The organism is Pseudomonas sp. ok266, from assembly GCF_900110195.1.
GTDB lineage: Bacteria > Pseudomonadota > Gammaproteobacteria > Pseudomonadales > Pseudomonadaceae > Aquipseudomonas > Aquipseudomonas neuropathica.
Genome location: NZ_FOCU01000004.1, coordinates 246,543 through 271,421, shown reverse-complemented (window position 1 = coordinate 271,421; position 24,879 = coordinate 246,543). Strand labels below are relative to the sequence as shown.

The window sequence follows — 24,879 nt, the reverse complement described above, 5'->3', positions numbered from 1 at the left end:
GCGAGCTTGCTCGCGAAGAGGCCGGGACAGGCAACCCAAAACTATCAGGCACTACGCGCCTGTAACAGCTGCGCCGCACACAAGGCAATCCGCGCACAGGCATCCGCGAGTTTCACCCGATCGACCACCAAACCAATGCGGATATGCCCCGCCGCGCTCGGCCCGAATGCCTCCCCGGCCAGCACCGACACGCCATAGCCCTCCAGCAACCGTTCGGCAAACGCCTGTGCGCCGAGACCGGTCTGGCGCACATCGACCATCACGAACATGCCACCATCCGGACGGATCGGATACAGCCCCGGGCAACCGCTCAAACGTTCGCACACCAGATCCCGGCGCAGGCGATATTCCTCGCGCATCTGCGTCACTTCCGGCAGGTCTGACTGCAACGCAATCTCTGCGGCTTTCTGCACAAAATCCGGCAGGCCAAACAACATGCTCAGCGACAAATTGACCAAATGCTCGGCCAACGACTTCGGCCCGATCATCCAGCCGATGCGCCACCCGGTCATGGCGTGGGATTTCGACAGGCTGTTGATTGTTGCCGTGCGTTCGGCCATGCCCGGCAGACTCGCCGGGCTGACGTGCTGACCTTCGTAAAGCAAATCGCTGTAGACCTCGTCGCTGATCAGCCACAAGTCATGGCGGATGCACAGCGCCGCCAGTTCTTGCCAGATCAGCAGTGACAGGCTCGCGCCGCTGGGGTTGTTCGGACTGTTGAGCAGCATGGCGCGGGTTTTCGGGGTGATACGCGCGGCGACGTCGACCGGATCGACACGAAAACCGTTTTCCGGGCGCACCGGCACCGGCACCACCGTCGCGCCACACGCGCCAAACACGCCTTCGTAGGTGACGTACATGGGTTCGGCGACGATCACTTCATCGCCGGTATCGAGCAGACATTGCGCCACCGAATACACCGCGCATTGCGCGCCGGGCATGACGATCACGTGGTCGGCATCCACCGCTTGCCCGCTGCGCCGACGATGGCGGTCGGCAATCAGCTTGCGCAGCGCCAAACGGCCACGCACTTCGGAATAATGGGTATCGCCCGCCAGCAAGCTGTCGATCGCGCCGTGGACAATCGGCAGCGGTGTATCGAAATCCGGGTCGCCCACGCTCAGCAGCAGGATATCGACACCCTCGGCGCGCAGCTCCAGCGCTCGGTCGTGAATCTGCCAGGCAGCGGCTCCCTCCCCGGCGATTCGTTGGGTCAAGGCTGAATAGCGCATGTACGTCTCCTGATTGCGCGGTCTCCAGCCTTCACCGTATCTCAAATCACGAAACGCGCCACCATGGCGTTCAAATCCACCGCCAGACGCGACAGTTCGTGGGTCGCGGCGCTGGTCTGGTTGGCCCCGGCGGCCGATTGCGTGGCCAGATCGCGGATGTTGACCAGGTTGCGGTCGACTTCGCGCGAGACTTGCGCCTGCTCTTCCGAGGCGCTGGCGATCACCAGGTTGCGTTCGTTGATCTGATGGATCGACTGGGTGATCTGCTCCAGCGCAACCCCAGCGGCGCGGGCCATTTCCAGGGTGGTCTGGGTGCGCTGGTTGCTTTGCTGCATCGACGACACCGCTTCGCCGGTGCCGTTCTGGATGCCGGCGACCATTTTTTCGATTTCCTGGGTCGACTGCGCGGTGCGATGAGCCAATGCCCGAACCTCGTCCGCGACCACGGCAAAACCGCGCCCGGCCTCACCGGCGCGGGCGGCTTCGATCGCTGCGTTGAGGGCCAGCAGGTTGGTCTGTTCGGCGATGGCGCGGATCACATCGAGCACTTTGCCGATATCACGGCCCTGCGCGGCCAAGCCTTCGATCATCTGCGCGGTGTTCTGCACGTCGTGGGTCATGGTCTGGATCGCGTCGACGGTTTTCACCACTTGATCGCGACCTTCGCGGGCGGCGTGGGTCGACTGGTTCGAGGCTTCGGAGGTCGACACGGCGTTGCGCGCCACTTCTTCGACAGCGGCGGTCATCTCGTTGACGGCGGTGGCGGCTTGCTCGATTTCGTTGTTCTGCTGCTGCAGGCCACGGGAGGCTTCTTCGGTCACCGCGCTGAGTTCTTCGGCAGCGGCGCCCAGTTGTGTGGCGGAACCGGCGATCTGTTCAATGGTTTTGCGCAGGTTGCTCTGCATGGTGGCGAGCGCCTGCAGCAACTGCGTCGCTTCGTCCTTGCCGTCGACTTCGATGGTTTTGCTCAGGTTACCGTCGGCAATGGTTTGCGCGGCCAGTACGGCGCGGTTCAGCGGGGTGACGATGCTGCGGGTCAACAGCAGTGCCAACAACACCGTCGCCAACGCCGCAATCACGGCAACAATGACGATGCCGGTAATGGCGCTGTCGTAATGCTCACCGGCCTGAGTCGAGGCAACTTTCGCACCTGCGGCGTTGATTGCGATCAGCTTGTTGAGCTGTTCGCCCATCTGGTCGGTGCCGTCCTTGATCCGCGTGTTGATGAGCGTGCGCATCTCATCGACCTTGTCCTGACGCGACAGCTCCATCATCTGGTTTTGCGCTTGCAGGTAGTTGTCGAGCGTCGTCGCGAAAGCCTGATACAAGGCACGTTCATCGGCCTCGGCAGGTAGCGCAGCGTAACTCGCCTGAGCACTGCGTACCTTGTCTACCAGCACGCCAATGCGTGTTTGCGCCTCTTGCAGACCGGCAGGGTCACGGTTGACCAGAATCCGGAACGACAGAATCCGCAGACGCAGAACGTTTTCCGTCACTACGCCAAGGTACGTCACGCTGGGCAGTTGGTTGGTCTCCATGTCGATCGAGGCTTGACGGATAGTGCTCATGCGATTGACGGCAAACACGCCGAGCACGATCACCAACAAGGCGATAAAGGCAAAACCGAGGAAGGCACGGGGCGCGATATTCAGGTTACGCAGGGACATAGTTGAGCTCTCGAAAGATAGAAACTACGAGCGTCCATGCGTCGTCACTGGCCCGAGGGGGGCGGGCTCAGTCTGGCGTCGCTGTTTTCAGGAAGTTTGGTGCGCGCCTGTTAGCTGTATCGGCCAGGCTTTAGGAAGATTGCGGGTCAAGAGAAATTATTTTTCAGAGTGTTACAACAATGAAACACAGTTGGTCGCTTGGTGTAGGAGCTGCCGATCTGGCTCAGCGTTTGGCGGCCATCTGCCAGACGCGGGCGATGTCCGTCGCCCGTTCACGCAACAGGCGCGGAGCTTCGGCGCAGGCCTGCTCCAGCGTCATTGGGCCGCTGGTCACGGCGAATGCCGCATCGATACCGTGATCGTAGAGGTCTTGGTAACCCTCGCCCAATGTCCCGGCGATGACAATCACCGGCACGTCGTGTTGCTTGGCAATCCGTGCGACGCCGAACGGGGTCTTGCCGCGCAACGTCTGCGCATCGAATCGCCCTTCTCCGGTGATCACCAGATCAGCGCCTTTGACCGCTTCGGCGAGGCCCACCAGTTCGGCAACCACTTCAACCCCGGCTTGAAATTGCGCGCCGAGAAAAGCCTTGGCCGCAAAGCCCAAACCGCCCGCCGCACCGCTACCCGGTTCATCGCGGACGTCTTTGCCCAACGCTTGTGCACACAGTTCGGCGAAGTGCCCCAGCGCCTGATCGAGTTGCTGCACTTGCGCCGACGATGCACCTTTCTGCGGGCCGAAAATCGCCGAGGCACCGTGTGGGCCACACAGCGGATTGTTCACATCAGCGGCGATATCGAAACGCACCTGCGCCAGACGCGGGTCGAGTTCGCTCAGGTCCAGTTGCGCCAGTTGCGCCAGTGCCAAGCCGCCGGGCACCAGCGACTGATGTTGCGCATCGAGCAATTTCACACCCAACGCCTGCATCGCCCCGGCACCACCATCGTTGGTGGCACTGCCGCCAATCGCCAGAATCACCCGGTGCGCACCAGCATCCAGCGCCGCACGAATCAGTTCGCCGGTACCGAAAGTGCTGCTGATGCAGGCATCGCGTTGTCCCAGCGGCACCAATTGCAAGCCGCTGGCCTCGGCCATTTCGATGATTGCCGTGTGGTTGTGCGGCAACCAGCCCCACGCGGCGTCGACGGCTGTGCCCAGCGGGCCACGCACGCGGGTGCGGCGCAGTTCGCCTTCGCAAGCAGCCAGAATCGATTCGACCGTGCCTTCGCCGCCATCAGCCATCGGGCATTTGATCATCGTTGCCTGCGGCCAGACCTGGGCCAGGCCGAGGGCAATGGCTTCGGCGACGCCTTGGGCACTGAGGCTGTCCTTGAACGAGTCGGGGGCGATGACGATCTTCATGGGAATTCTCCGTTTGCAATGCCCCTCATGCTGCCAGTCGGCATGCGCCTTGACGCCTGTCCGCTGCACAAGTGGCGGGGGCGTTTATTGTTCATTTTCACAAAAGGCTGTGCGGTGAATGTACCGCCGCCATCGCGAGCAGGCTCACTCCTACAGGGGAATGCATTCCAAATGTAGGAGTGAGCCTGCTCGCGATGGCGTCTTTGAAGACGCCCAATTAACCCGGATCAGTCTGTGGCAGCAACTGCACCCCGAGATACAGCGCCAGCATCCCATCGAGCCGCAGCGGATCAACCCCGCTCAGTTCAGCAATCCGCTCCATCCGATAACGCAAACTGTTGCGATGAATGCCCAAGGCATCGGCACAGGCCTGACTCTGGCCATCGTGCTCGCACCAACTGCGCAACGTCGCCAGCAACTGGCCGTTGCCGTCCTTGGCAATCACCTTGCGCAGCGGCTTAAGCAATTCGTCCAGTGCATCATCGTTACGATGCCGCCACAACATCACTGGCAATCGATAACGGTTCAGCGTCAGCAATCGCGAATGCGGCAACACTTCGCGACCATAGGCGAGCAAGTCGCCCACGCGGCGATAACAACGGCGCAGCCCGGCGAGTCCATCGGCCTGCCCGCCCACGGCAATGCGCAGAATCTTCCAGCCGAGGCTGTCGAGTTTTTCCAGCAAGCGATCATGCTCGACGTTTTGACTTGCCGGGCGGCACCACAACAGCGATGACTTCGCCGAACTCACGCACCAGCTATCGGGATAACGCGACGTCAGCCAGGCACTCAACGCCTCGACGGTTTGCCCCGGCCCATGTTCAAGGCCCAGCTCGAACAGATACGGTACTCGCGTCAATTGCGGCTTGAGCCCAAGTTGCTGCGCCTCATCGACCAGACGCGGCGAGTCCCCCGCCTCGCTCAACAGCAGCGCCAGCAAATCATCACAACGCTGGCGCCGCCATTGCTGCTCGGCCTGTTGATTGCGCTGGCCGACGAGCATTTCGGCGGTCATGCGCACCAGTTCGGCGTAAGTGCGCAATTGCTCCGGTTCACCGGTGATGCCGAGCACACCGATCAAGCGTTGATCGAGCAACAGCGGCAGGTTGATGCCCGGTTGCACACCTTTTAAATGCACGGCGGTCTGCGCATCGATCTCCACCACACGACCGTTGGCCAGCACCAGTTGCGCGCCTTCGTGACGAGTATTGATGCGCTCCGGTTCGCCACTGCCGAGGATCAACCCCTGGCTGTCCATGACGTTGACGTTGTAGGGCAAAATGGCCATGGCCCGGTCGACGATATCCTGGGCGAGGTCGTGATCGAGTTCAAACATAGCGGCGGCAATCCTTGATTTATGGCACTGGCGGTTGTTCACCCGCACAGGGTCTGACGGCAAACCCTGTGCGCAGGCACAAAGACAATCCAGCCAAAGGTGGCCGAGACTCTCGGGGCGATCAACGTTACCCTTTGCATCGCAAAAAATCATAATAAAGAGAGAGCCGCTATGTCGCAGAGCGCCGCAGCTACCCAGACCATCGATGACGGTAAAAACGCCGTTTATAAACGCATCACCCTGCGTTTGATTCCCTTCATTTTCATCTGCTACTTGTTCAACTACCTCGACCGGGTCAACGTTGGATTTGCCAAATTGCAGATGCTTGATGCCCTGAAATTCAGCGAAACCGTGTACGGCCTCGGTGCCGGTATCTTCTTCATCGGCTACGTGCTGTGCGGCGTGCCGAGCAATCTGGCGTTGACCAAATTCGGCCCACGGCGCTGGATCGCGCTGATGATGATCACCTGGGGCACGCTGTCGACCTGCCTGTTGTTCGTCACCACCCCGACCGAGTTCTACACCCTGCGCCTGTTCACCGGTGCGGCTGAAGCCGGGTTCTTCCCGGGCGTCGTGTTGTACCTCTCGCAGTGGTTCCCGACCTTCCGCCGTGGGCGGATCATGGCGCTGTTCATGTCGGCGATCCCGGTGTCCGGCTTGCTCGGTAGCCCTTTCTCGGGCTGGATCCTCAATCACTTTGCTGCAGGCCAGGGCGGTCTGGCCGGTTGGCAGTGGATGTTCCTGCTGCAAGGCATTCCAACGGTAATCCTCGGCGCCCTCGCCTGGTTCCTGCTGAGCGACAGCTTCGCCAATGCCAAATGGCTGAGCCCGCATGAGCGTGCGGTGCTTGAGGCGGACCAGGCCGAAGACCTGGCGAACAAGCCGAAAACCAACTCCGACTCACTGCTGGCGGTGTTCAAGAAGCCGACGATCTGGGCGTTCGGCCTGATCTACTTCTGCATCCAGAGCGGCGTGTACGCGATCAACTTCTGGCTGCCGTCGATTATCAAGAACCTTGGTTTCAGCGATAACCTGGTGATTGGCTGGCTGAGTGCGATTCCTTATCTGCTGGCGGCGGTGTTCATGCTGGTGGTCGGGCGCTCGGCGGACCTGCGCAAAGAACGCCGCTGGCATTTGGTGGTGCCGATGCTGATGGGCGCGATCGGTCTGGTGATTGCGGTGAATTTTGCGGCGAATCCGGCGATTGCGATTCTCGGTCTGACCATTGCCACCATGGGCGCGTTGACGGGTCTGCCGATGTTCTGGCCAGTGCCGACGGCCATGTTGAGCGCCGGAGCTGCGGCCGGTGGTCTGGCGTTGATCAACTCGATGGGGCAGATGGCTGGGTTTCTCAGTCCGTATCTAGTGGGTTGGGTCAAGGACAGCACGGGTTCGACCGATGCGGCGTTGTATTTGCTGGCGGGTGTGATTGTGGGCGGGAGTCTGCTGGCGTTGCGCATGACGCGGACGTTGCGGGCTTGAGTTTTTGATGCACGGAAGAACGGCCCTTTTCAGGGTCGTTTTTTATTGGGGGTTCGGCTTGGAGTTTGTGGTGTTCTGTAGATCCTTTTCCCCCTCACCCCAGCCCTCTCCCCCAGGGGGGCGAGGGGGAAAGGGAGCCGATTGCCGGGCTATTCAGGATCCGAGTTCGACTCGGTATTGCACGTCGGTGTACCTCGCTCAAACACCTCGGTCAGTCCCTTCTCCCCTTGGGAGAGGGTTAGGGTGAGGGCTGTATTGAGCTAATAATTCACTTTGCCGCGTCACGCGCTTCTGGTATTTGATTAGGGCTTTCCCACCGACAAAAGGATTTCGGCATGAGCTTTCGCACTCTCGGGCACTCAGGGTTACAGGTGTCCACCCTCACCCTCGGCACGATGATGTTTGGCGAGCAGACCAGCGCAGAGGATTCGCTGCGCATCATCGACAAAGCCTGGGATCAGGGGATCAATTTCATCGACACCGCCGATGTCTACACCAACGGCCGCTCCGAAGAGATCGTCGGTGAAGCAATTGCCCGGCATCGGCATGAGTGGGTGCTGGCGACCAAGGTCGGTTTCGGCCCGGTGGACGGCGTGCCAAACCGCAGCGGCTTGAGCCGCAAACATATCTTCAATGGCATCGATGCCAGCCTGACCCGGCTCGGCACCGACTATCTCGACATTTATTACCTGCACCGTGAAGACCACAACACACCGCTTGAAGTCAGCGTGTCGGCGATTGGCGATCTGATCCGTCAGGGCAAGATTCGCTACTGGGGTTTGTCCAACTATCGCGGCTGGCGGATCGCCGAGGTGATTCGTATCGCCGATAAACTCGGTGTTGACCGCCCGGTGATCAGCCAGCCGCTGTACAACATCGTCAACCGTCAGGCCGAGACCGAGCAGATCACAGCAGCGCAAAGCTATGGCCTTGGCGTGGTGCCTTACAGCCCGCTGGCCCGGGGCGTACTGAGCGGCAAATACGCACCGGACGCCAAACCGGACGCCAACAGCCGTGCCGGACGTCAGGACAAGCGCATTCTGGAAACCGAATGGCGCGTCGAGTCGCTGCGTATTGCCCAACAGATTCAGCAGTACACCGAGCAGCGCGGCGTCGGAACTGTGGAGTTTGCGATCGCTTGGGTGTTGAACAACAGTGCCGTGACGTCGGCGATCGTCGGCCCACGGACGGAGCAGCAATGGGATGCGTACACCAAGGCGCAGGCCGTGAAGATCAGCGCTGAAGATGAGGAATTTATCGATTCGCTGGTCACGCCAGGGCACTCATCGACACCTGGATTCAACGATGTGAGTCATTTTGTGTCGGGGCGTAAACCGCACCAGGCTTGAGTTTGCCCGCCTCCCTTCGACAGCCGACACCCTCGGCTGTTTTTTCAGCGGTCAAAGCACGATCAAACGGAATGAGTTGATTGATCGTTCAGAAATAACCAAGGACTGATAAATGCCCAATCGCCCCATTGCGGTTTCCAGCAAGCTTTTGCGCAGTCTGCTGTTCAAACTGCCAGGCGATAAGCTGCGCTCTTCGTCGCAAGCGAATGCGGCTACCGGTAAACGCAAACCGTCGATTGAATACCGTGCGGATATTGACGGACTGCGCGCAATCGCGGTGTTGTTGGTATTGATTTTTCACGGTGGTCTGACGTTTTTTCCGTCCGGTTTTATTGGCGTCGATATCTTCTTCGTGATCTCGGGTTATCTGACGACCGCGATCATCATGAAATCGCTGAACAACGGCACGTTCACTTTCTCGGGGTTCTACACGCGTCGAATCTGGCGCTTGCAACCGGCCGTGATTGCGTTGCTGGTCGTAACGCTGATAGTCAGCACGCTGCTGTATTTGCCCGATGACTATGTCGATTTTCTCAAAAGCGAAAAGTACACGTCGTTAATCATCTCCAACCAATACTTTTCCAAAGTGACAACGGGTTACGCCACGCCGGATACGGCGAGCCTGCCACTGCTGCACACCTGGTCACTGGCCATCGAATGGCAGTGGTATCTGGCCCTGCCGCTGGGCCTCTGGTTGCTTAACCGCTATCTGGCAAAAAGCGTTTTCAAAGCGGCGGTGCTCGGTTTGACCCTGGCGGCAATGGCGCTCGCGCTGTACCTGTCTTACGCCAATCCAGAAAAAAATTACTACTTCTTCACCGCGCGAATTTTCGAATTGATGATTGGCTCCTGCGCAGTCATCTTCGGCACAGGCAAGTTCAGGCTCAATCGCCTGAGCGCCTCTCTGGTCTGTGCACTTGCGCTTGTCACCATCATCTATTGCGCCACCCTCGACGATATCCTGCCGGGCTTCCCGCAGTACCACGCCATTGCCGTGTGCCTGGCCACTGCAGCGTTGTTGTTTCAGGGTATTGGTGATGCGAGCATCACCTCGAAACTGCTGGCCTTCAAACCGCTGGTGTTTATCGGCACGCTCTCGTACTCCTTGTATTTGTGGCACTGGCCGATACTGGCGGTGATGAGTTACATGGGCATCGCCCTCACCCTGCCGATGACCATCTTTTACTTTGTTTCGACGTTCGTTATGGCCTGGCTCTGCTATGTGCTGGTCGAAAACCGGTTTCGAAAGGCCAGGCTCGGCTTTGCCAAAACGCTGGTCGTGCTGATGATCGTACCGGCTATCGGTCTGTCGCTGCTCCACGCTGCCAGTGTCAGGCATGAAGGCTGGCCCGACCGTTTCAACCAAGGCTATAACGAGGTGTTCAATGGCTTGAAAGCCTCTGTTCCAGCCAATCGGGAAGGATGCCTGGGCGTCAGCGATGGCGCCGATCCTGGCTGCATATCAGGCGCCGTGCAGGCCGCGCCGCAAATATTGCTGATGGGCGATTCGTTTTCGAATCATTACTGGGGTTTCGTTGAAACACTGGCCAGGGATGCCAACCTTGCCGTCCTCACACAGGGCTACCCGGCGTGCCTGGCCTTGCCCGGGATCTACCTCTATGACGAGAGTAAATACACGAACGGGCTGTATCAAAAATGCCATAACGCCACTCAACGCTATTACGAGATGATTGCGAAGCAGCATTTCAAGTATGTGATCGTGGGTCAGTTCTGGGAGGCCTATCTCGACGACGACATCGTCACCAGCCGGGACGACCCGCGCAGCCCGGAACTGTCGCAACAACGCCTCGGCACCGCGATCCGCAAGGCGCTGGACAAGATTGTCGAGTCAGGCGCTACGCCGGTCCTTCTGGAAAACACGCTGCCCATGCCTGCCGGGATCAACACCTGCCTGCTGCAACAGGTCAAGTTGCGCGGCTTGATGGGCAGTGCCGAGCAAAGCAGTCTCTGCGCCACAGCGCCATGGTCAGGTGCCAAAGAGCCGGTGCTGCAAAAACTCTTCAATGACCTGAAGGCTGAATATCCCGGCTTGATCGTCATTGACCCGAAAATCGTGCAATGCGAAGACGACGCGTGTATGACCACCGTCGATGGCTTGCCGGTCTATCGTGATATTGGTCACGTCACCGATTACGCCTCTTACAAGTTCGGCGAGATGTACCTCAAGCGCTTCGGTAATCCGTTGAAGGTTGCTCAGTGATGTTTTCCTGGCACTGACTACGCTTGTGGAGGAATGGCCGCAGGCTGCGATCTTCGACTTTTAAAGGCAAGACCAAAAGATCGCAGTGTGCGGCAACGCCTAGACGGTATAGGCGTGAAGAATATTGAGCATCTGCCCAATATTCAGCACAAAAACCACGTATCCTTCGCGCCCCGTTTGACCATCAACCCGCGAGGACAGTTTGTCTAAAGGTATCGCTCTATCGGTTTCAGCCTCGGTGCTGTTTGCCGTCATGTATTACTACACCTCGTTGCTCACACCGTTGAGCGGCGTGGAGATCTTTGGCTGGCGGATGCTCCTGACGGTACCGTGCATGACCGTGTTCATGCTGGTGTCCGGAGAATGGCGGAGGGTGCTGGAGCTGGTGCGGTTGATGGCGGCAAAACCGAAATTGATCGCCGGCCTGCTCGTCTCCTCTGCCCTGCTCGGCGTGCAACTGTGGCTGTTCATGTGGGCGCCGCTCAATGGCTACAGCCTCGACGTGTCGCTGGGCTACTTTCTGTTGCCTCTGGCGATGGTGCTGACCGGACGGATTGCCTACGGCGAGAGCCTGTCTTATTTGCAGAAAATTGCAGTGTTCTTCGCCAGTTTGGGCGTGCTCAATGAGCTGTATCAGGTCGGTGGGTTTTCCTGGGCGACGCTGGTGGTGGTGGTCGGCTATCCGCTGTACTTCGTGCTGCGCAAATACCTCAAGACTGACAACCTGGGTGGCTTGTGGGTCGATATGACCTTGATGCTGCCGGTGGCGTACTGGTTTGTGCAGGGTGGCGAGCAAGGCTTCGGCGTGTTCGATCAGTACCCGGGGCTGATGTGGCTGATTCCGTTGCTGGGTTTGATCAGTGCGTCGGCACTGGTGGTGTACATCATTGCCAGTCGTTTGCTGCCATTCAGTCTGTTTGGTTTGTTGAGTTATGTTGAGCCGGTGCTGTTGCTCGGTGTGGCGTTGTTGCTCGGTGAGAGCATCAAGTCCGGGGAGTGGCTGACGTACATTCCGATCTGGCTGGCCGTTGTGGTGCTGGTCTTCGAAGGCTTCAAACACCTGATGCGCCAACGCCGTCCTTAAAAGCGAAGGCTACGATCTTTTGATCTACAAAAAAAATCCCGGCTCTGCATTTCAGCAGGCCGGGATTTTTTCATTTCAGTGGCCGATTACTCGGTAGCAAGCACACCACGACGCACCTGATCGCGCTCGATCGACTCGAACAGGGCCTTGAAGTTGCCTTCGCCGAAACCATCATCGCCTTTGCGCTGGATGAATTCGAAGAACACCGGGCCCATCAGGGTTTCCGAGAAGATCTGCAGGAGCAGGCGCTTGTCGCCCTGCTCCGATGCGCCGTCGAGCAGGATGCCGCGCGATTGCAGCTGATCAACCGGCTCGCCGTGGTTCGGCAGGCGACCTTCGAGCATTTCGTAGTAAGTATCTGGCGGCGCGGTCATGAAGCGCATGCCGATCTTCTTTAACTGATCCCAGGTCTTGATCAGGTCATCGGTGAGGAACGCAACGTGCTGGATGCCCTCACCGTTGAACTGCATCAGGAACTCTTCGATCTGGCCAGCGCCCTTGGACGACTCTTCGTTCAACGGGATGCGGATCATGCCGTCCGGTGCGGTCATCGCTTTCGAGGTCAGGCCGGTGTACTCGCCCTTGATATCGAAGTAACGGATCTCGCGGAAGTTGAACAGCTTCTCGTAGAAGTTCGCCCAGTAGGCCATGCGACCGCGATACACGTTGTGGGTCAGGTGGTCGATGATCTTCAGGCCGGCACCGACCGGGTTGCGATCGACGCCTTCGAGGAACACGAAGTCAATGTCATAGATCGAGCTGCCTTCGCCGAAACGGTCGATCAGGTACAGCGGCGCGCCGCCAATGCCTTTGATCGCCGGCAGGTTCAGCTCCATCGGACCGGTTTCGATATGGATCGGCTGAGCGCCGAGTTCCAGTGCGCGGTTGTAGGCTTTTTGCGAATCCTTGACGCGGAACGCCATGCCGCACACGGACGGGCCGTGTTCGGCGGCGAAGTACGACGCCACGCTGTTCGGTTCGTTGTTGAGGATCAGGTTGATCGCGCCCTGACGGTACAGGTGCACGTTCTTGGAGCGGTGGGTCGCGACTTTGGTGAAGCCCATGATCTCGAAGATCGGCTCCAGGGTGCCCGGCACCGGCGATGCGAGCTCAATGAATTCAAAGCCCATCAGGCCCATTGGGTTTTCGTATAAATCTGCCATGGTGGCGCCTCATCATTTCTTATCAATTAACCAGGGTTATTTGTCAGTCATGCGAGGTCGGTGGGTGGCGCACAGGAGATGCCACGCACACTGCGGGCGAGGAAGTCACCGTAGATCAGTTGAAACCCGAATATCTTCATTGTCGACCCAAGGCTCTTGCGGGCGAGGCTTCTGCTGCCAGAAGACGATTATTATTGTATGCGTAACCCGATTCTACACAGCGTAAATAGGCTTGTCTGCCCTCCCTATAAAATCCGCTTTTTCGCGCCCGGTGCAAGGGGTTTGTTGCACAGGTAGATGCCACTCAGGATCAGCGCGCCACCGAGGTACATGGCCGGTGTCAACTGTTCGCCCAGCAGCAGCGCGCCAAGGATGACCGCCGTCAAAGGATTAAGCGCGATAAACACCCCGCTGCGCGTCGCGCCGATTTTACGGATGCCATCGTAATAGCCGATGTAGGCCAGCGCCGAGCCCAGGACACCGAGGTACAGCAGGCTCAGCCATTGCGCCACGCCCAGATTATTCAGCGCCTGCCAGCTCAGCTCGCCGCGTACCGCCGCCAGAGCCCACAACATGAGTGTGCCGATCAGGATCGAGTACGTCACGGTCTGCACCGGCCCTAACGTCCGATTCAGATCACGGGAAAACAACGAATAAACGCCCCACCCCAGCACACAGCCGAGAATCAACAGATCGCCGATCCATGCCTGCGGCGTTGCGGCCAGCCATTGCGGATTGCGGCTGACGATCACCAGGCCAGCACCGCCAATACAGATCGCGATACCAGCAGTTTCAAGTCTTCCCAGACGCTCTTTAAACAACCACCACGAGGCGAGACCGATTACCGCCGGGTTCAACGCCACAATCAACGAAGCGCGCGACGCGTTGATGTATTGCAGGCCGTAAAAAAAGCACAGGTTATAGAAGAAGATCCCGAAGAACCCCAGCAGCGCCAAGTGCAGCCATTGTCGTGGAGTCGGCCGTGCCAAAGGGATCCGCGCCAGCCACAGAAAGCCGAGCAGCACCGCACTGGCGAGCAGGAAACGCAGGCTGGCGGCGAACACCGGACTCAGGCTGCCGGCGAGAAAACGTCCAGCGACAAAGGTGCCCCCCCAAACCATAGTCACCATCGCGAGTGTCAGATAAACCGGGATGTCGGATGATGTTGTGTGCAGTTGCTCGACGTTGCGCATGAGGCTCCAGACCAAAGCTTTTGAGGAATGCCGTATCATTCACCTCATTTCACATCATCGTAAAATGAGCAAAAACTCATGACCCTCACACAACTGGAAATCTTCTCGCTGGTCGCCGAACTGCGCGGTTTCACCCTCGCGGCCCATCGCCTGGGGATTTCGCAGTCGGCGGTGTCCCACGCAATGAAGTCGCTGGAGCAGGAACTGGGTGTCGAACTGCTGCGCCGGCATCAGTCGTCCGTGGAGCTCAGTGACATCGGTGAGCAATTGCTGCTGCGCGCCCGCGCCATGCTCGGGCTGGCCAACACCTTGCGCCAGGAAGCCGCCGATGCGCGCGGCATGAAAAGCGGCACCTTGCGCATCGGCTCGTTCGGCCCGACTTCGTCGATCAAGTTGCTACCCAACATTCTGCGGCAATATCGCGAGGCGCATCCGGGCATCGAAGTGCACATCGATGAAGGGCCGGATCGACAAGTGACGCAATGGCTGGAGGAGCGGCGGATCGACATCGGCTTCGTGGTGCTGCCAGAGGAGCGCTTCGACACCTTCACCTTGATCGAAGACCAGATGGTTGCGCTTCTCCCGGTGGGCCATGTGCTGGCAGCCCGAACCGCGTTGAGCCTCAAGGATTTGTGCGATGCACCGTTTGTCCTGACCGAAGCGGGTTCTGCGGAGTTGGTGTCGCGACTGTTCATGGCCGCGCGTTTGCAACCGAACATTCGCTATCGCTGCTCGCAGTTGCTCAGCACACTCGATACGGTTGGCCGTGGCGACGCCATCACGATTGTCGCCGAAGGTTCTTTGCCGCAAGAGGCAGCGCCTCGCTACGTAAAGAGGCCATTGCTGCCCGCCGTACAACGTCAGGTCGGACTCGCCGTGCTTGATCGGCGCCAGGCATCTCCCGCCGCTCTGGCCTTTATCGCGCTGGCGACGCGAATGAAGCACTGATGAGCGGCGCAAGCGCCTTCTGCCATCTATCCTCCCCTCTGGCTGAAGTTATTTCAGCGGCGCGCCGTTATCCGGCCTGAATTCAATAGTTCCATTCCACCGCGACAGGATGCGCCCATGCCGTTGACCGTCAGACTCCGCCGCAAACGCAGCACACGCATTCTCGTCACACTACTCAGCGGTTTGCTTCCGGTGCTGCTGGGCAGCGCCATTCTTTACATCCAGGCCGGACGCACGCTGGAGCAAGGTTCACAACAGACCGCCGAAGAGGCGCTGCAGCAGTTCGAGTTGATGCTCGACAACACCGCGCAAGCAGCGCGCGAATTGCTGCCATTGGCCGGTCAGAATTGCGAAAACGTCAAACTCGCCTTGCGCGAGCAAGTAACCCGCCGCCCGTTCGTGCGCTCGACCAATCTGGTGTGGGACGACAACCTTTATTGCAGCTCTTTGTTTGGCGACTTCAAGGAAGCCGTCAACGCGGGCGACTACAACCAGGGCAAGTTGTGGCTGATGAACGGCAATCCGGTCACCCCCAACACCGCGCTGCTGGTTTATCGGCTCAGCGAAGGTCGCGGCGGCGCATTGACGACACTGGACGGTTACCATCTAAGCAACATGTTGCGTTTGATCGGCCGGCACATGTTGCTGGTGCTGCAAGTGGGCGTTAACTGGCTGTCGGCCGACGGCAAAGTCCACACCGGTACCCTCCCCACGCTGCCGATAGCGCAAAACACCCTGGCCTCCTCCCGTTATGCGTTCAGTGTTTCTGCCGGGTTTCCCGAGGGCGAAACCTGGCGCTACATGGTCGATGAATATCCGCCGCTGTTCAGTCTGCTGATCTTTTTTGGCGTGGTGTCGGGGGCCATCGGGCATGTCCTGCAGAAGCGCTCCACTTCGCCGAGCCACGAAATGCTCCGCGCGCTCGAGGCTGGCGAGTTCATTCCCTACTTCCAGCCCGTGGTGCATGGCGACAGCAAGGCATGGTCGGGAGCTGAAGTGTTGATGCGCTGGACTCACCCGAAAGAAGGCCTGGTACGTCCGGATCTGTTTATTCCATTCGCCGAGCATTCGGGGTTGATCGTGCCGATGACCCGCGCCCTGATGCAACAAACTGCCGCGCTGCTGGGGCCGCTATCAGCAACGTTCACCGCGCCATTTCATATCGGCATCAATATCACTGCGAGCCATTGCAAAGACCTGGAACTGGTGGAGGATTGTCGAACGTTTCTCGCCGCGTTCGCCGCCGACAGCATCAACCTGGTGCTGGAGTTGACCGAGCGCGAATTGATCGAGCCGACCGACATCACTCGCCAGCTGTTCGAGCAACTGCATGCGCTGGGCGTGAAGATCGCGATTGACGACTTCGGCACCGGCCACTCAAGCCTGGGCTACTTGCGCAAATTCAATGTGGATTTCCTCAAGATCGATCAGAGTTTCGTTGCCATGATCGGTGTCGATGCGTTGTCCCGACACATTCTCGATACCATTATCGACCTGTCGGCCAAGCTTGATCTGGGTATTGTTGCCGAAGGTGTCGAAACTCAGGCGCAAGCCGATTATCTGACCGCACATCACGTCAACTTCCTGCAAGGGTATCTGTTCGGCAAACCGATGCCGGCTGCGGAATTCATCAGCGCGTTAACTCACCATTAACTAAGCCAGATTAAGACGAGCGTACCGGCCAGGCGCACCAAATTGATACAAAAGACCGCTGTTGTTACATGAGGACAACATCAGGATTTACTCTTGGCGCATTAACTACTACAATTTTTTCAACCTGAGCAAGATTGGCAGGTGAGCCATTTATCACCGAGTCGCTTCAAGGCTCTTGGCTTATTAGCTTTGTTTGCGGTTGGTATCAGCCAAACACACTATTGGAGTAAAGATATTGTCCAGACTCGCTGAATTTCGTGCAGCTGAAAAGGCCCTTCAGGAACAGCTCAAACAGCTGGAATCGCTGAAGAACGATGCCGGGCTCAAGAAAGAAATCGAATTCGAAGAAAAGCTTCAGGGGCTGATGAAAACCTACGGCAAAGGCCTGAAGGACATCGTCGCCATCCTCGATCCGAACCCGGCAAAATCCGCTTTGCAGACTTCTGCAGCCCCTAAAACCCGCCGCGCTCGCGTGGTCAAGGTTTATCAGAATCCGCATACCGGTGAACTGATCGAAACCAAGGGCGGCAATCACCGTGGCCTGAAAGCCTGGAAGGAACAATACGGTGCAGCCACCGTTGATTCCTGGTTGCGCGGTTAATCCAACGCCAATAAAAAAGCCCTGCATGACGCAGGGCTTTTTTGTTGACAATATCTAACAAATGAAATGAATTTCATCGAACAAGTTGCGGGTTTTCTGTAACGTTGCTGAGTCAGAAAGCTAAACATTTTGCGGCGCGATGTTGCGATCAAGGCCGCCATTAAACTTTGTGCTTAATCCGTTCGGGTATCTAACCTCCTCCGTGAAGAGTACAGCGCCTTAAAGTTTCAAGCTGTTTCTCAGCGCCACTATCTCGTCTGCGCTGGCCTTATAAATCTCAGCTTGCCCGGCGTAGGAAAGAACATAAGCCTTGTCCGCCTCGACTGCCGCCACGAGGGTTTGCGACAACACATGCCGACCGTTTTCGGTGATGGTGCAAGTGGTTTCCAGCGCCGACAAAGTACCCAGCGTCGCCGGATGCACTTTGTTGCAGACACTTTGGTAACCGCCCTGGAAGAAGTCCTTCTGTATCGACTTGCGCATCTCCAGCAGCACGCCCTGCAAATTGACCTGATGCCCTGCTTCGACATGAGTCATGGTCAATTCCATGACCATCACCTGATTGCCATCGGCGTCATTCTTGACCGCGCGCTGACGGGAAACCTGTGCAGCCGCCTCGGGCAGCGCCTCGACTTGCCAACCGGCTGGCCAGGTAATGCTTGGTTCGTCCGCTGACGCGCAGACCGCCACAAGCGACAACACAAAAAAAACAAACACGGATTTGAACAGTCGGATCATTGCCGGACGCACTCGCAGATTGAGCCGTAAAGTCTGAGGCTCGCCCGCACGCAGGGCAAGCCTGCCCTTTCATTTGGCGATGCCGACAGGCATGCGTATCATTGCGTCCATTCACTCGCCCATAGTTATTGGAGGGCTCATGAGCCTGCACGAACTCAATACGTTCCCCGGCGTCACCGCCACCCCAGACAGCGCAACCCGCAACTTCGTTTTCAACCACACCATGTTGCGCGTCAAAGACATCACTAAATCCCTGGACTTCTACACCCGCGTCCTGGGCTTCTCGCTGGTGGAGAAACGCGATTTCCCGGAAGCCGAGTTCAGCCTGTACTTCCTCGCACTGGTCGACAAAGCGCAGATCCCGGCCGACGCGGCTGCCCGCACTGAGTGGATGAAGTCGATCCCGGGCATTCTCGAATTGACCCATAACCACGGCACCGAAAACGATGCGGATTTTGTCTATCACAACGGCAATACCGACCCGCGTGGTTTTGGTCATATCTGCATTTCGGTGCCGGATATCGTCGCGGCCTGTGCGCGCTTTGAAGAGTTGGGCTGTGACTTCCAGAAGCGCCTGACCGATGGCCGCATGAAGAGCCTGGCTTTCATCAAGGATCCGGATGGTTACTGGGTCGAGATCATTCAGCCTGCACCGCTTTAAAAGCTGAAAAGCCCCTCACCCTAACCCTCTCCCATAGGGAGAGGGAACTGATTGGGGGATATGCAAGAATTCCGCCGACGTGAAAGATCTTTACCGAATCCATAATCGACTCGGTCATTCAGGTCGATGGAAAACGCCAGACACCTCGGTCGGCTCCCTCTCCCTCGGGAGAGGGCTGGGGTGAGGGGCAGCTTTTCACGCGCAATAAAAAACCCGTGATCGCTCACGGGTTTTTTCATTTCTGGCTGGACGCTTACGCCGGAGCCGAAGTGCGGATCAGGTGATCGAAAGCACTCAGCGAAGCCTTGGCGCCCTCGCCCACCGCGATCACGATCTGCTTGTACGGCACGGTGGTCACGTCGCCGGCAGCGAAGATGCCCGGGATCGACGTTTCACCCCGGTTATCGACAATAATCTCGCCCCGTGGCGACAGCTCGATAGTGCCCTTGAGCCAGTCAGTATTCGGCAGCAAACCGATCTGCACGAAGATCCCTTCCAGCTCGACGGTACGCAACTCATCGGTGTTGCGATCCTTGTAGCGCAGGCCGTTGACCTTCTCGCCATTGCCGGTGACTTCAGTGGTTTGCGCACTGGTGATCACCGTGACGTTCGGCAGGCTGTGCAGTTTGCGCTGCAATACCGCGTCGGCACGCAGTTGTACGTCGAACTCCAGCAGCGTCACGTGCGAGACAATGCCGGCCAGGTCGATGGCCGCTTCAACGCCGGAGTTACCGCCGCCGATCACTGCCACGCGCTTGCCTTTGAACAGCGGACCGTCACAGTGCGGGCAGTACGCCACGCCTTTGTTGCGGTATTCCTGCTCCCCCGGCACGTTCATTTCACGCCAGCGCGCACCGGTCGCGAGAATCACGCTCTTGGCTTTGAGGGTCGCGCCGCTGGCGAAACGGACTTCGTGCAGCTCGCCGTTTTTGCCCGGAATCAGCTTGTCGGCACGTTGCAGGTTCATGATGTCGACGTCGTATTGCTTGACGTGTTCTTCCAGCGCCGTGGCCAGTTTCGGTCCTTCGGTTTCCTGTACGGAAATGAAGTTCTCGATGGCCATGGTGTCGAGCACCTGGCCGCCGAAACGCTCAGCAACGACGCCAGTGCGGATACCTTTACGTGCAGCGTAAATCGCTGCCGACGCACCGGCCGGACCACCACCGACGACCAACACATCAAAGGCCTCTTTGGCGCTGATTTTCTCAGCCTGACGCTCGATGGCACCGGTGTCGAGTTTGGCCAGAATCTCTTCCAGGCCCATGCGGCCTTGACCGAAGTTCTCACCGTTGAGGTAGATGCTCGGCACGGCCATGATCTTGCGATCGTTGACTTCGTCCTGGAACAACGCACCGTCGATGGCGACGTGGCGGATGTTCGGGTTGAGCACAGCCATCAGGTTCAGCGCCTGGACCACGTCCGGGCAGTTCTGGCAGGACAGCGAGAAGTAGGTCTCGAAGCTGAACTGGCCTTTGAGCGAGCGGATCTGCTCGATCACTTCAACACTGGCTTTCGATGGGTGGCCGCCGACTTGCAGCAGGGCCAGCACCAGCGAGGTGAACTCGTGGCCCATCGGGATACCGGCGAAACGCAGACTGATGTCGGCGCCCGGGCGGTTGATCGAGAACGATGGCTTGCGTGCATCGTCACCGCTGTCGATCAGGGTAATTTGGCTCGAAAGACTGGCAACGTCTTTCAGCAGTTCCAGCATTTCACGGGATTTCGCACCGTCGTCGAGGGAGGCAACGATCTCGATCGGCTGGGTGACCCGTTCCAGGTACGATTTCAACTGGGCTTTAAGATTGGCGTCCAACATACGGGCGATTTCCTTTATTTGAGGCGAAAAAAAGCCCGAGCGAATCTCGCCCGGGCATTTTTATGGGGCGGTGCAGCTAACTTAAGTAGGTGCGGAGATCCGCCCCGAGTTGCGTGTCACAGACTTAGATCTTGCCGACCAGGTCCAGGGACGGTGCCAGAGTGGCCTCGCCTTCTTTCCACTTGGCTGGGCAAACTTCGCCTGGGTGAGCAGCAACGTACTGAGCAGCCTTGATCTTGCGCAGCAGCTCGGAAGCGTCACGGCCAACGCCGCCATCGTTCAGTTCAACGATTTTGATCTGGCCTTCTGGGTTGATCACGAAGGTGCCACGGTCAGCCAGACCAGCTTCTTCGATCAGCACGTCGAAGTTGCGGGAGATGACGTGGGTCGGGTCGCCGATCATGGTGTATTCGATTTTGCCAATGGCTGGCGAAGTGTTGTGCCAGGCAGCGTGGGCAAAGTGGGTGTCGGTGGAAACGCTGTAGATCTCTACGCCCAATTTCTGGAAAGCAGCATAGTTGTCAGCCAGGTCTTCCAGCTCGGTTGGGCAAACGAAGGTGAAGTCGGCTGGGTAGAAGAATACAACCGACCACTTGCCTTTCAGGTCAGCGTCCGAGACTTGAACGAAGTCGCCGTTTTTGAACGCGGTAGCTTTGAACGGTTTAACTTGGCTGTTGATGATAGGCATTGATGACTCTCCGTCAGGGTTGTGAATTCGATGGGTGAATCCTACCCACTCACTCGACGGATGGCTCATTGGCAAACCTGATGCTGCTGATTTGTTTTCGCTATTAGCCGACTGTATTAATAGAAGAAAACGATATCTACGACGAAGCCGGGTTATCCGTAATCCGAGCCATCCCTTGGAATGGGCTGACTTCAACATAGCGCATCGCCGACTTCATATCCTTCCAGCCGACGTAACTCATCAACGATTTCAGATCCCAGCCACTTTGGTGTGCCCAAGTGGCAAAGCCGCGACGCAGGGAATGGCTGGTGTAGTTTTCGGCGGCAATCCCGGCACGCTGCAACGCCTGGCGCAGCAAAGGAATGATGCTGTTGGCGTGCAGGCCCTCCTCGTTCAGATTGCCCCAGCGGTCGATGCTGCGGAAAACCGGGCCGCGTACCAGCGCCGCTTCGGTGATCCAGTCGATGTAGGCCTGCACCGGGCAGAGCTTGAGCAGCGCCGGCGCTTGATAGGTCTGCCCGAGGTTTTCCCGATCGCCTTTGCTGCGCGGCAAATACAAGGTGATGCCTTTGCCGGCATGCGCTTGCACATGTTCGATTTGCAGGCGGCACAGCTCATCGCTGCGGAAGCCGCGCCAGAAACCCAGCAGAATCAAGGCGCGATCACGATAAGCCTTGAGCAGTAGCGGACGATCCTGCTGCTCTTTTGCGGTTTGCGCCTCATGCTCCAGCCAGTCGATGACGCGCTGCAAATCCTGCAACTGCAACGGCTCAGCCTGTTTCTCCTGCGCTGGATGCAAAGCCCGAATCCCTTTGAATACCTTGCGCACCACCGGCGCCTTGGTCGGATCGGCAAATCCTTGGCTGTTGTGCCACTGCGCCAGCGCCGACAGACGCAGCTTCAGCGTGTTTATCGACAACTCTTCGGCGTGCGCTACCAGATACCGCGCGACGCTGTCGGCCGTCGCCGGCAAGAACCCGCCCCACTTCACTTCGAAATGCTCGATGGCCGCGCGATAGCTACGGCGCGTGTTGTCACGGGTGGCGGCTTGCAGATAGCGATCCAGGTCGCTCATGGGCTGTTTTCTCGCTGGCGTACTGATGCAGGAATGCAAAGGCGCATTTTGCCGCCTGACACTGGGTAATACCAGTATATCCCGCGTCTTCAATATCAAAGGTTTATCTTTATTTTCGAGATGGTACACTGCGTACTTTAGTGGCATGTACCACAGTACGTAAACGTAGGAGTTCACATGGCCCGTGGCGGCATAACCAAAGCACTGGTGCAGATCGCGCGTACAGCGATCCTCGCCCGTGGCGAACACCCGAGCATCGATGCAGTACGCATTGAAATGGGCAACACCGGCTCGAAAACCACGATCCATCGCTATTTGAAAGAACTGGATGACGGCGCCCAGCCCGTTGAAGCCTCGGCTGAGCCTATCGATGACGAGTTGACCGCCCTCGTCTCCAGGCTCGCCCAACGCCTCAAAGAACAAGCGCAAGAGCCCATCGAGCAAGCCCGCGAGCAGTTCGAGGAGCAGCGCGAAGCACTGGAGTCGGAGCTGCAACAGACGCGTCAGGCACTGGAAAAGCTCGAACACGAGCACGACATTCAAGGCGCTGCACTGGCGCGTGAATCCGAAGCGTTGAACAACACACGCTCGATGCTGCAGACCGAGCAGACCCGCAATGCCGGGCTGAATCAGGCATTGGCCGACTTTGAGTTGCGCTTGCAGGACAAGGACGAGCAGATCCGCTCACTGGAAGAAAAACACCTGCATGCCCGTGACGCGCTGGAGCACTACCGCAACGCCAGCAAAGAGCAGCGCGAGCAGGAACAGAGCCGCCACGAAGCGCAGGTGCAGCAGATTCAGGCCGAATTGCGTCAGGCGCAGCAAAGTGCATTGGTCCGCCAGGACGAGATCACGCAACTGCACCGCGACAACGAACGCCTGCTCACGGAAAACCGTGGCACGCAGCGCGAACTGAGTCTGCTGCAGGATCAGCTCAAGCAGAGCAATCAGCGTCAGGATCAACTGCTCGAGCAAGCGACCCGCGTCGACAGCGAACGCACCCTTCTCCAGGAACGCCTGCGCGTGGCCACCCTGGAAAGCCAGACACTCAAGCAGAGCGTCGAGGAGCAGACGCTGCTCAACCAGTCACTGAAAAAGGAATTGAACAAGGCTCAGGCAAGCCTGGAAGAAAGCCAGCGTCTGGCGGCTGCCGTTACGGCAGCGCCAGACTCGGCCAAGCCGAAAGACGCTTAAGCGCCGACCGGCGTACGCATGGTGACGAATTCTTCGGCGGCCGTCGGGTGTACCCCGATCGTGTCGTCGAAGTCACGCTTGGTTGCGCCAGCTTTCAACGCAATCGCCAGGCCCTGGACGATCTCACCAGCGTCCGGGCCGACCATGTGGCAGCCGAGGACTTTGTCAGTCTTGCCGTCGACCACCAGTTTCATCAGGGTTTTTTCCTGGCACTCGGTCAGGGTCAGTTTCATCGGCCGGAACCGGCTTTCGAAAATCACCACGTCGTGGCCAGCCTCGCGTGCATCTTCTTCGGTCAAACCAACTGTACCGATGTTCGGCAGGCTGAACACTGCAGTCGGGATCATCTTGTAATCCACTGGGCGGTATTGCTCAGGCTTGAACAGACGCCGCGCTACGGCCATGCCTTCTGCCAGAGCCACAGGCGTCAGCTGCACGCGACCGATGACATCACCCAGGGCGAGAATGGACGGCTCGCTGGTCTGATATTGCTCGTCAACCTTGATGAAGCCTTTGTCGGTGAGCTGCACATCGGTGTTTTCCAGCCCCAGATTGTCGAGCATCGGACGCCGACCCGTGGCGTAGAACACGCAATCCGCTTCCAGCTCACGACCATCTTTAAGGGTGGCTTTCAAGCTGCCATCGGCCTGCTTGTCGATACGCGCGATGTCGGCATTGAACTGCAGGTCCAGGCCACGCTTGGTCAGCTCTTCCTGCAAATGCTTGCGCACCGAACCATCGAAGCCGCGCAGGAACAGATCGCCGCGATACAGCAGCGTGGTGTTCGCGCCAAGGCCGTGGAAGATCCCGGCAAATTCGACCGCGATGTAACCGCCGCCAACCACCAGCACACGCTTTGGCAGCTCCTTGAGGAAGAACGCCTCATTGGAACCGATCGCGTGCTCGCGCCCCGGAATCTCCGGAATCTGCGGCCAGCCACCGGTAGCAATCAGAATATTCTTCGCGGTAAAGCGCTCGCCATTCACCTCAACCTCATGCGGGCCGACAATCTTCGCGTGCGCCTCATGCAAGGTCACGCCGCTGTTGACCAGCAGATTGCGATAAATGCCGTTGAGGCGATTGATCTCGCGATCCTTGTTGGCAATCAGCGTCGCCCAATCGAAATTTGCCTCACCCAGGCTCCAGCCAAAACCGGACGCCTGCTCAAAGTCTTCGGCGAAATGCGCGCCGTACACCAGCAACTTTTTCGGCACACAGCCGACGTTAACGCAGGTCCCGCCCAGATAACGGCTCTCCGCCACCGCCACTTTCGCACCGAAACCGGCCGCAAAACGCGCAGCACGCACACCGCCGGAACCGGCACCAATCACATAAAGGTCAAAATCGTAGGCCATTTCTATCTCCTCGGCAGGGGATCAGCATACCTGCAGCCACCCATTGGGCAAGCGCTGCCA

General features: G+C 58.4%; 20 protein-coding genes. 9 read left to right on the top strand and 11 right to left on the bottom strand.

The features are described 5' to 3' along the window. Positions 1-44: 44 nt before the first annotated feature. From BMY54_RS09095 to BMY54_RS09080, 4 genes are all read right to left on the bottom strand, one after another. Positions 45-1,232, bottom strand: a complete 1,188-nt coding sequence (locus BMY54_RS09095; protein ID WP_093431137.1) for a pyridoxal phosphate-dependent aminotransferase — start codon at positions 1,230-1,232, stop codon at positions 45-47. A 41-nt stretch (positions 1,233-1,273) separates the two neighbouring features. Beyond that, complete coding sequence (locus BMY54_RS09090; protein WP_093431134.1) at positions 1,274-2,899, bottom strand: methyl-accepting chemotaxis protein; 1,626 nt, start codon at positions 2,897-2,899, stop codon at positions 1,274-1,276. A 223-nt stretch (positions 2,900-3,122) separates the two neighbouring features. After that, complete coding sequence (locus BMY54_RS09085; protein ID WP_093431131.1) at positions 3,123-4,262, bottom strand: glycerate kinase; 1,140 nt, start codon at positions 4,260-4,262, stop codon at positions 3,123-3,125. Positions 4,263-4,479: 217 nt separating this feature from the next. Further along, positions 4,480-5,598 carry a sugar diacid recognition domain-containing protein gene (locus tag BMY54_RS09080; RefSeq protein ID WP_093431128.1) on the bottom strand — a complete coding sequence of 373 codons (1,119 nt, stop codon included), beginning with the start codon at positions 5,596-5,598 and terminating at the stop codon, positions 4,480-4,482. Positions 5,599-5,769: 171 nt separating this feature from the next. Between BMY54_RS09080 and BMY54_RS09075 the strand changes: the two genes are divergently transcribed. The 4 genes from BMY54_RS09075 to rarD all read left to right on the top strand — a co-directional run bounded on the left by BMY54_RS09075 (position 5,770) and on the right by rarD (position 11,734). Continuing rightward, positions 5,770-7,080 (top strand): MFS transporter, encoded by a 1,311-nt coding sequence (locus BMY54_RS09075; RefSeq protein ID WP_093431125.1) that lies wholly within the window; start codon positions 5,770-5,772, stop codon positions 7,078-7,080. A 335-nt stretch (positions 7,081-7,415) separates the two neighbouring features. Then, positions 7,416-8,429, top strand: a complete 1,014-nt coding sequence (locus BMY54_RS09070; RefSeq protein ID WP_093431122.1) for an aldo/keto reductase — start codon at positions 7,416-7,418, stop codon at positions 8,427-8,429. 112 nt (positions 8,430-8,541) lie between these two features. Then, positions 8,542-10,650, top strand: a complete 2,109-nt coding sequence (locus tag BMY54_RS09065; protein WP_093431119.1) for an acyltransferase family protein — start codon at positions 8,542-8,544, stop codon at positions 10,648-10,650. 202 nt (positions 10,651-10,852) lie between these two features. Beyond that, positions 10,853-11,734, top strand: a complete 882-nt coding sequence (rarD, locus tag BMY54_RS09060; protein WP_093431116.1) for an EamA family transporter RarD — start codon at positions 10,853-10,855, stop codon at positions 11,732-11,734. A gap of 86 nt (positions 11,735-11,820) precedes the next feature. Here the strand turns inward: rarD and hppD are convergent, their stop codons facing one another. Together hppD and BMY54_RS09050 are read right to left on the bottom strand one after the other, a co-directional pair. Continuing rightward, positions 11,821-12,897 carry a 4-hydroxyphenylpyruvate dioxygenase gene (gene hppD, locus BMY54_RS09055; protein WP_093431113.1) on the bottom strand — a complete coding sequence of 359 codons (1,077 nt, stop codon included), beginning with the start codon at positions 12,895-12,897 and terminating at the stop codon, positions 11,821-11,823. 245 nt (positions 12,898-13,142) lie between these two features. Continuing rightward, on the bottom strand, positions 13,143-14,090 hold the full coding sequence (locus tag BMY54_RS09050) for a DMT family transporter (protein ID WP_093431110.1): 948 nt from the start codon (positions 14,088-14,090) through the stop codon (positions 13,143-13,145). A 78-nt stretch (positions 14,091-14,168) separates the two neighbouring features. On the opposite strand from BMY54_RS09050, the gene BMY54_RS09045 reads away from it, so the two are divergent. The 3 genes from BMY54_RS09045 to BMY54_RS09035 all read left to right on the top strand — a co-directional run bounded on the left by BMY54_RS09045 (position 14,169) and on the right by BMY54_RS09035 (position 17,292). Next, positions 14,169-15,038 (top strand): LysR family transcriptional regulator, encoded by an 870-nt coding sequence (locus BMY54_RS09045; RefSeq protein WP_093431107.1) that lies wholly within the window; start codon positions 14,169-14,171, stop codon positions 15,036-15,038. 117 nt (positions 15,039-15,155) lie between these two features. Continuing rightward, the gene (locus tag BMY54_RS09040; RefSeq protein WP_093431104.1) at positions 15,156-16,691 is read left to right on the top strand and encodes an EAL domain-containing protein; all 1,536 of its coding nucleotides are present in this window, start codon (positions 15,156-15,158) and stop codon (positions 16,689-16,691) included. 235 nt (positions 16,692-16,926) lie between these two features. Then, complete coding sequence (locus BMY54_RS09035; protein WP_093431101.1) at positions 16,927-17,292, top strand: histone-like nucleoid-structuring protein, MvaT/MvaU family; 366 nt, start codon at positions 16,927-16,929, stop codon at positions 17,290-17,292. A 219-nt stretch (positions 17,293-17,511) separates the two neighbouring features. On the opposite strand, the gene BMY54_RS09030 is transcribed toward BMY54_RS09035, so the two are convergent. Further along, a complete protein-coding gene (locus tag BMY54_RS09030) occupies positions 17,512-18,030 on the bottom strand; it encodes a DUF4946 domain-containing protein (RefSeq protein WP_093431098.1) in 519 nt (172 codons plus the stop codon). Positions 18,031-18,169: 139 nt separating this feature from the next. Here BMY54_RS09030 and gloA point away from each other — a divergent pair, with 139 nt between their 5' ends. Further along, on the top strand, positions 18,170-18,691 hold the full coding sequence (gloA, locus tag BMY54_RS09025) for a lactoylglutathione lyase (RefSeq protein WP_093431095.1): 522 nt from the start codon (positions 18,170-18,172) through the stop codon (positions 18,689-18,691). A gap of 253 nt (positions 18,692-18,944) precedes the next feature. Here the strand turns inward: gloA and ahpF are convergent, their stop codons facing one another. The 3 genes from ahpF to BMY54_RS09010 form a co-directional block, all read right to left on the bottom strand. Further along, a complete protein-coding gene (gene ahpF, locus BMY54_RS09020; RefSeq protein WP_093431092.1) occupies positions 18,945-20,507 on the bottom strand; it encodes an alkyl hydroperoxide reductase subunit F in 1,563 nt (520 codons plus the stop codon). A 124-nt stretch (positions 20,508-20,631) separates the two neighbouring features. Next, a complete protein-coding gene (gene ahpC, locus BMY54_RS09015; protein ID WP_003224621.1) occupies positions 20,632-21,195 on the bottom strand; it encodes an alkyl hydroperoxide reductase subunit C in 564 nt (187 codons plus the stop codon). A 136-nt stretch (positions 21,196-21,331) separates the two neighbouring features. Then, positions 21,332-22,270: a site-specific integrase gene (locus BMY54_RS09010; RefSeq protein ID WP_093431088.1), complete on the bottom strand. Its 939-nt coding sequence runs from the start codon at positions 22,268-22,270 to the stop codon at positions 21,332-21,334. 177 nt (positions 22,271-22,447) lie between these two features. Here BMY54_RS09010 and BMY54_RS09005 point away from each other — a divergent pair, with 177 nt between their 5' ends. After that, positions 22,448-23,464: a DNA-binding protein gene (locus BMY54_RS09005; RefSeq protein ID WP_093431083.1), complete on the top strand. Its 1,017-nt coding sequence runs from the start codon at positions 22,448-22,450 to the stop codon at positions 23,462-23,464. Here BMY54_RS09005 and gorA read toward each other — a convergent pair. Continuing rightward, positions 23,461-24,819 carry a glutathione-disulfide reductase gene (gene gorA / locus BMY54_RS09000; RefSeq protein WP_093431081.1) on the bottom strand — a complete coding sequence of 453 codons (1,359 nt, stop codon included), beginning with the start codon at positions 24,817-24,819 and terminating at the stop codon, positions 23,461-23,463. The two genes, BMY54_RS09005 and gorA, sit on opposite strands and share 4 nt — an antisense overlap. Positions 24,820-24,879 lie beyond the last annotated feature (60 nt).

What these genes read in the sequence shown, in the direction of transcription:
- BMY54_RS09065 (WP_093431119.1), top strand. Translation starts at nt 8,542, where the DNA reads ATGCCCAATCGCCCCATTGCGGTTTCCAGCAAGCTTTTGCGCAGTCTG.
- BMY54_RS09045 (WP_093431107.1), top strand. Translation starts at nt 14,169, where the DNA reads ATGACCCTCACACAACTGGAAATCTTCTCGCTGGTCGCCGAACTGCGC.
- gloA (WP_093431095.1), top strand. Translation starts at nt 18,170, where the DNA reads ATGAGCCTGCACGAACTCAATACGTTCCCCGGCGTCACCGCCACCCCA.
- BMY54_RS09095 (WP_093431137.1), bottom strand. Translation starts at nt 1,232, where the DNA reads ATGCGCTATTCAGCCTTGACCCAACGAATCGCCGGGGAGGGAGCCGCT.
- BMY54_RS09040 (WP_093431104.1), top strand. Translation starts at nt 15,156, where the DNA reads ATGCCGTTGACCGTCAGACTCCGCCGCAAACGCAGCACACGCATTCTC.
- BMY54_RS09075 (WP_093431125.1), top strand. Translation starts at nt 5,770, where the DNA reads ATGTCGCAGAGCGCCGCAGCTACCCAGACCATCGATGACGGTAAAAAC.
- BMY54_RS09085 (WP_093431131.1), bottom strand. Translation starts at nt 4,262, where the DNA reads ATGAAGATCGTCATCGCCCCCGACTCGTTCAAGGACAGCCTCAGTGCC.
- ahpC (WP_003224621.1), bottom strand. Translation starts at nt 21,195, where the DNA reads ATGCCTATCATCAACAGCCAAGTTAAACCGTTCAAAGCTACCGCGTTC.
- BMY54_RS09010 (WP_093431088.1), bottom strand. Translation starts at nt 22,270, where the DNA reads ATGAGCGACCTGGATCGCTATCTGCAAGCCGCCACCCGTGACAACACG.
- BMY54_RS09050 (WP_093431110.1), bottom strand. Translation starts at nt 14,090, where the DNA reads ATGCGCAACGTCGAGCAACTGCACACAACATCATCCGACATCCCGGTT.
- hppD (WP_093431113.1), bottom strand. Translation starts at nt 12,897, where the DNA reads ATGGCAGATTTATACGAAAACCCAATGGGCCTGATGGGCTTTGAATTC.
- gorA (WP_093431081.1), bottom strand. Translation starts at nt 24,819, where the DNA reads ATGGCCTACGATTTTGACCTTTATGTGATTGGTGCCGGTTCCGGCGGT.
- ahpF (WP_093431092.1), bottom strand. Translation starts at nt 20,507, where the DNA reads ATGTTGGACGCCAATCTTAAAGCCCAGTTGAAATCGTACCTGGAACGG.
- BMY54_RS09080 (WP_093431128.1), bottom strand. Translation starts at nt 5,598, where the DNA reads ATGTTTGAACTCGATCACGACCTCGCCCAGGATATCGTCGACCGGGCC.
- BMY54_RS09030 (WP_093431098.1), bottom strand. Translation starts at nt 18,030, where the DNA reads ATGATCCGACTGTTCAAATCCGTGTTTGTTTTTTTTGTGTTGTCGCTT.
- BMY54_RS09070 (WP_093431122.1), top strand. Translation starts at nt 7,416, where the DNA reads ATGAGCTTTCGCACTCTCGGGCACTCAGGGTTACAGGTGTCCACCCTC.
- BMY54_RS09005 (WP_093431083.1), top strand. Translation starts at nt 22,448, where the DNA reads ATGGCCCGTGGCGGCATAACCAAAGCACTGGTGCAGATCGCGCGTACA.
- BMY54_RS09090 (WP_093431134.1), bottom strand. Translation starts at nt 2,899, where the DNA reads ATGTCCCTGCGTAACCTGAATATCGCGCCCCGTGCCTTCCTCGGTTTT.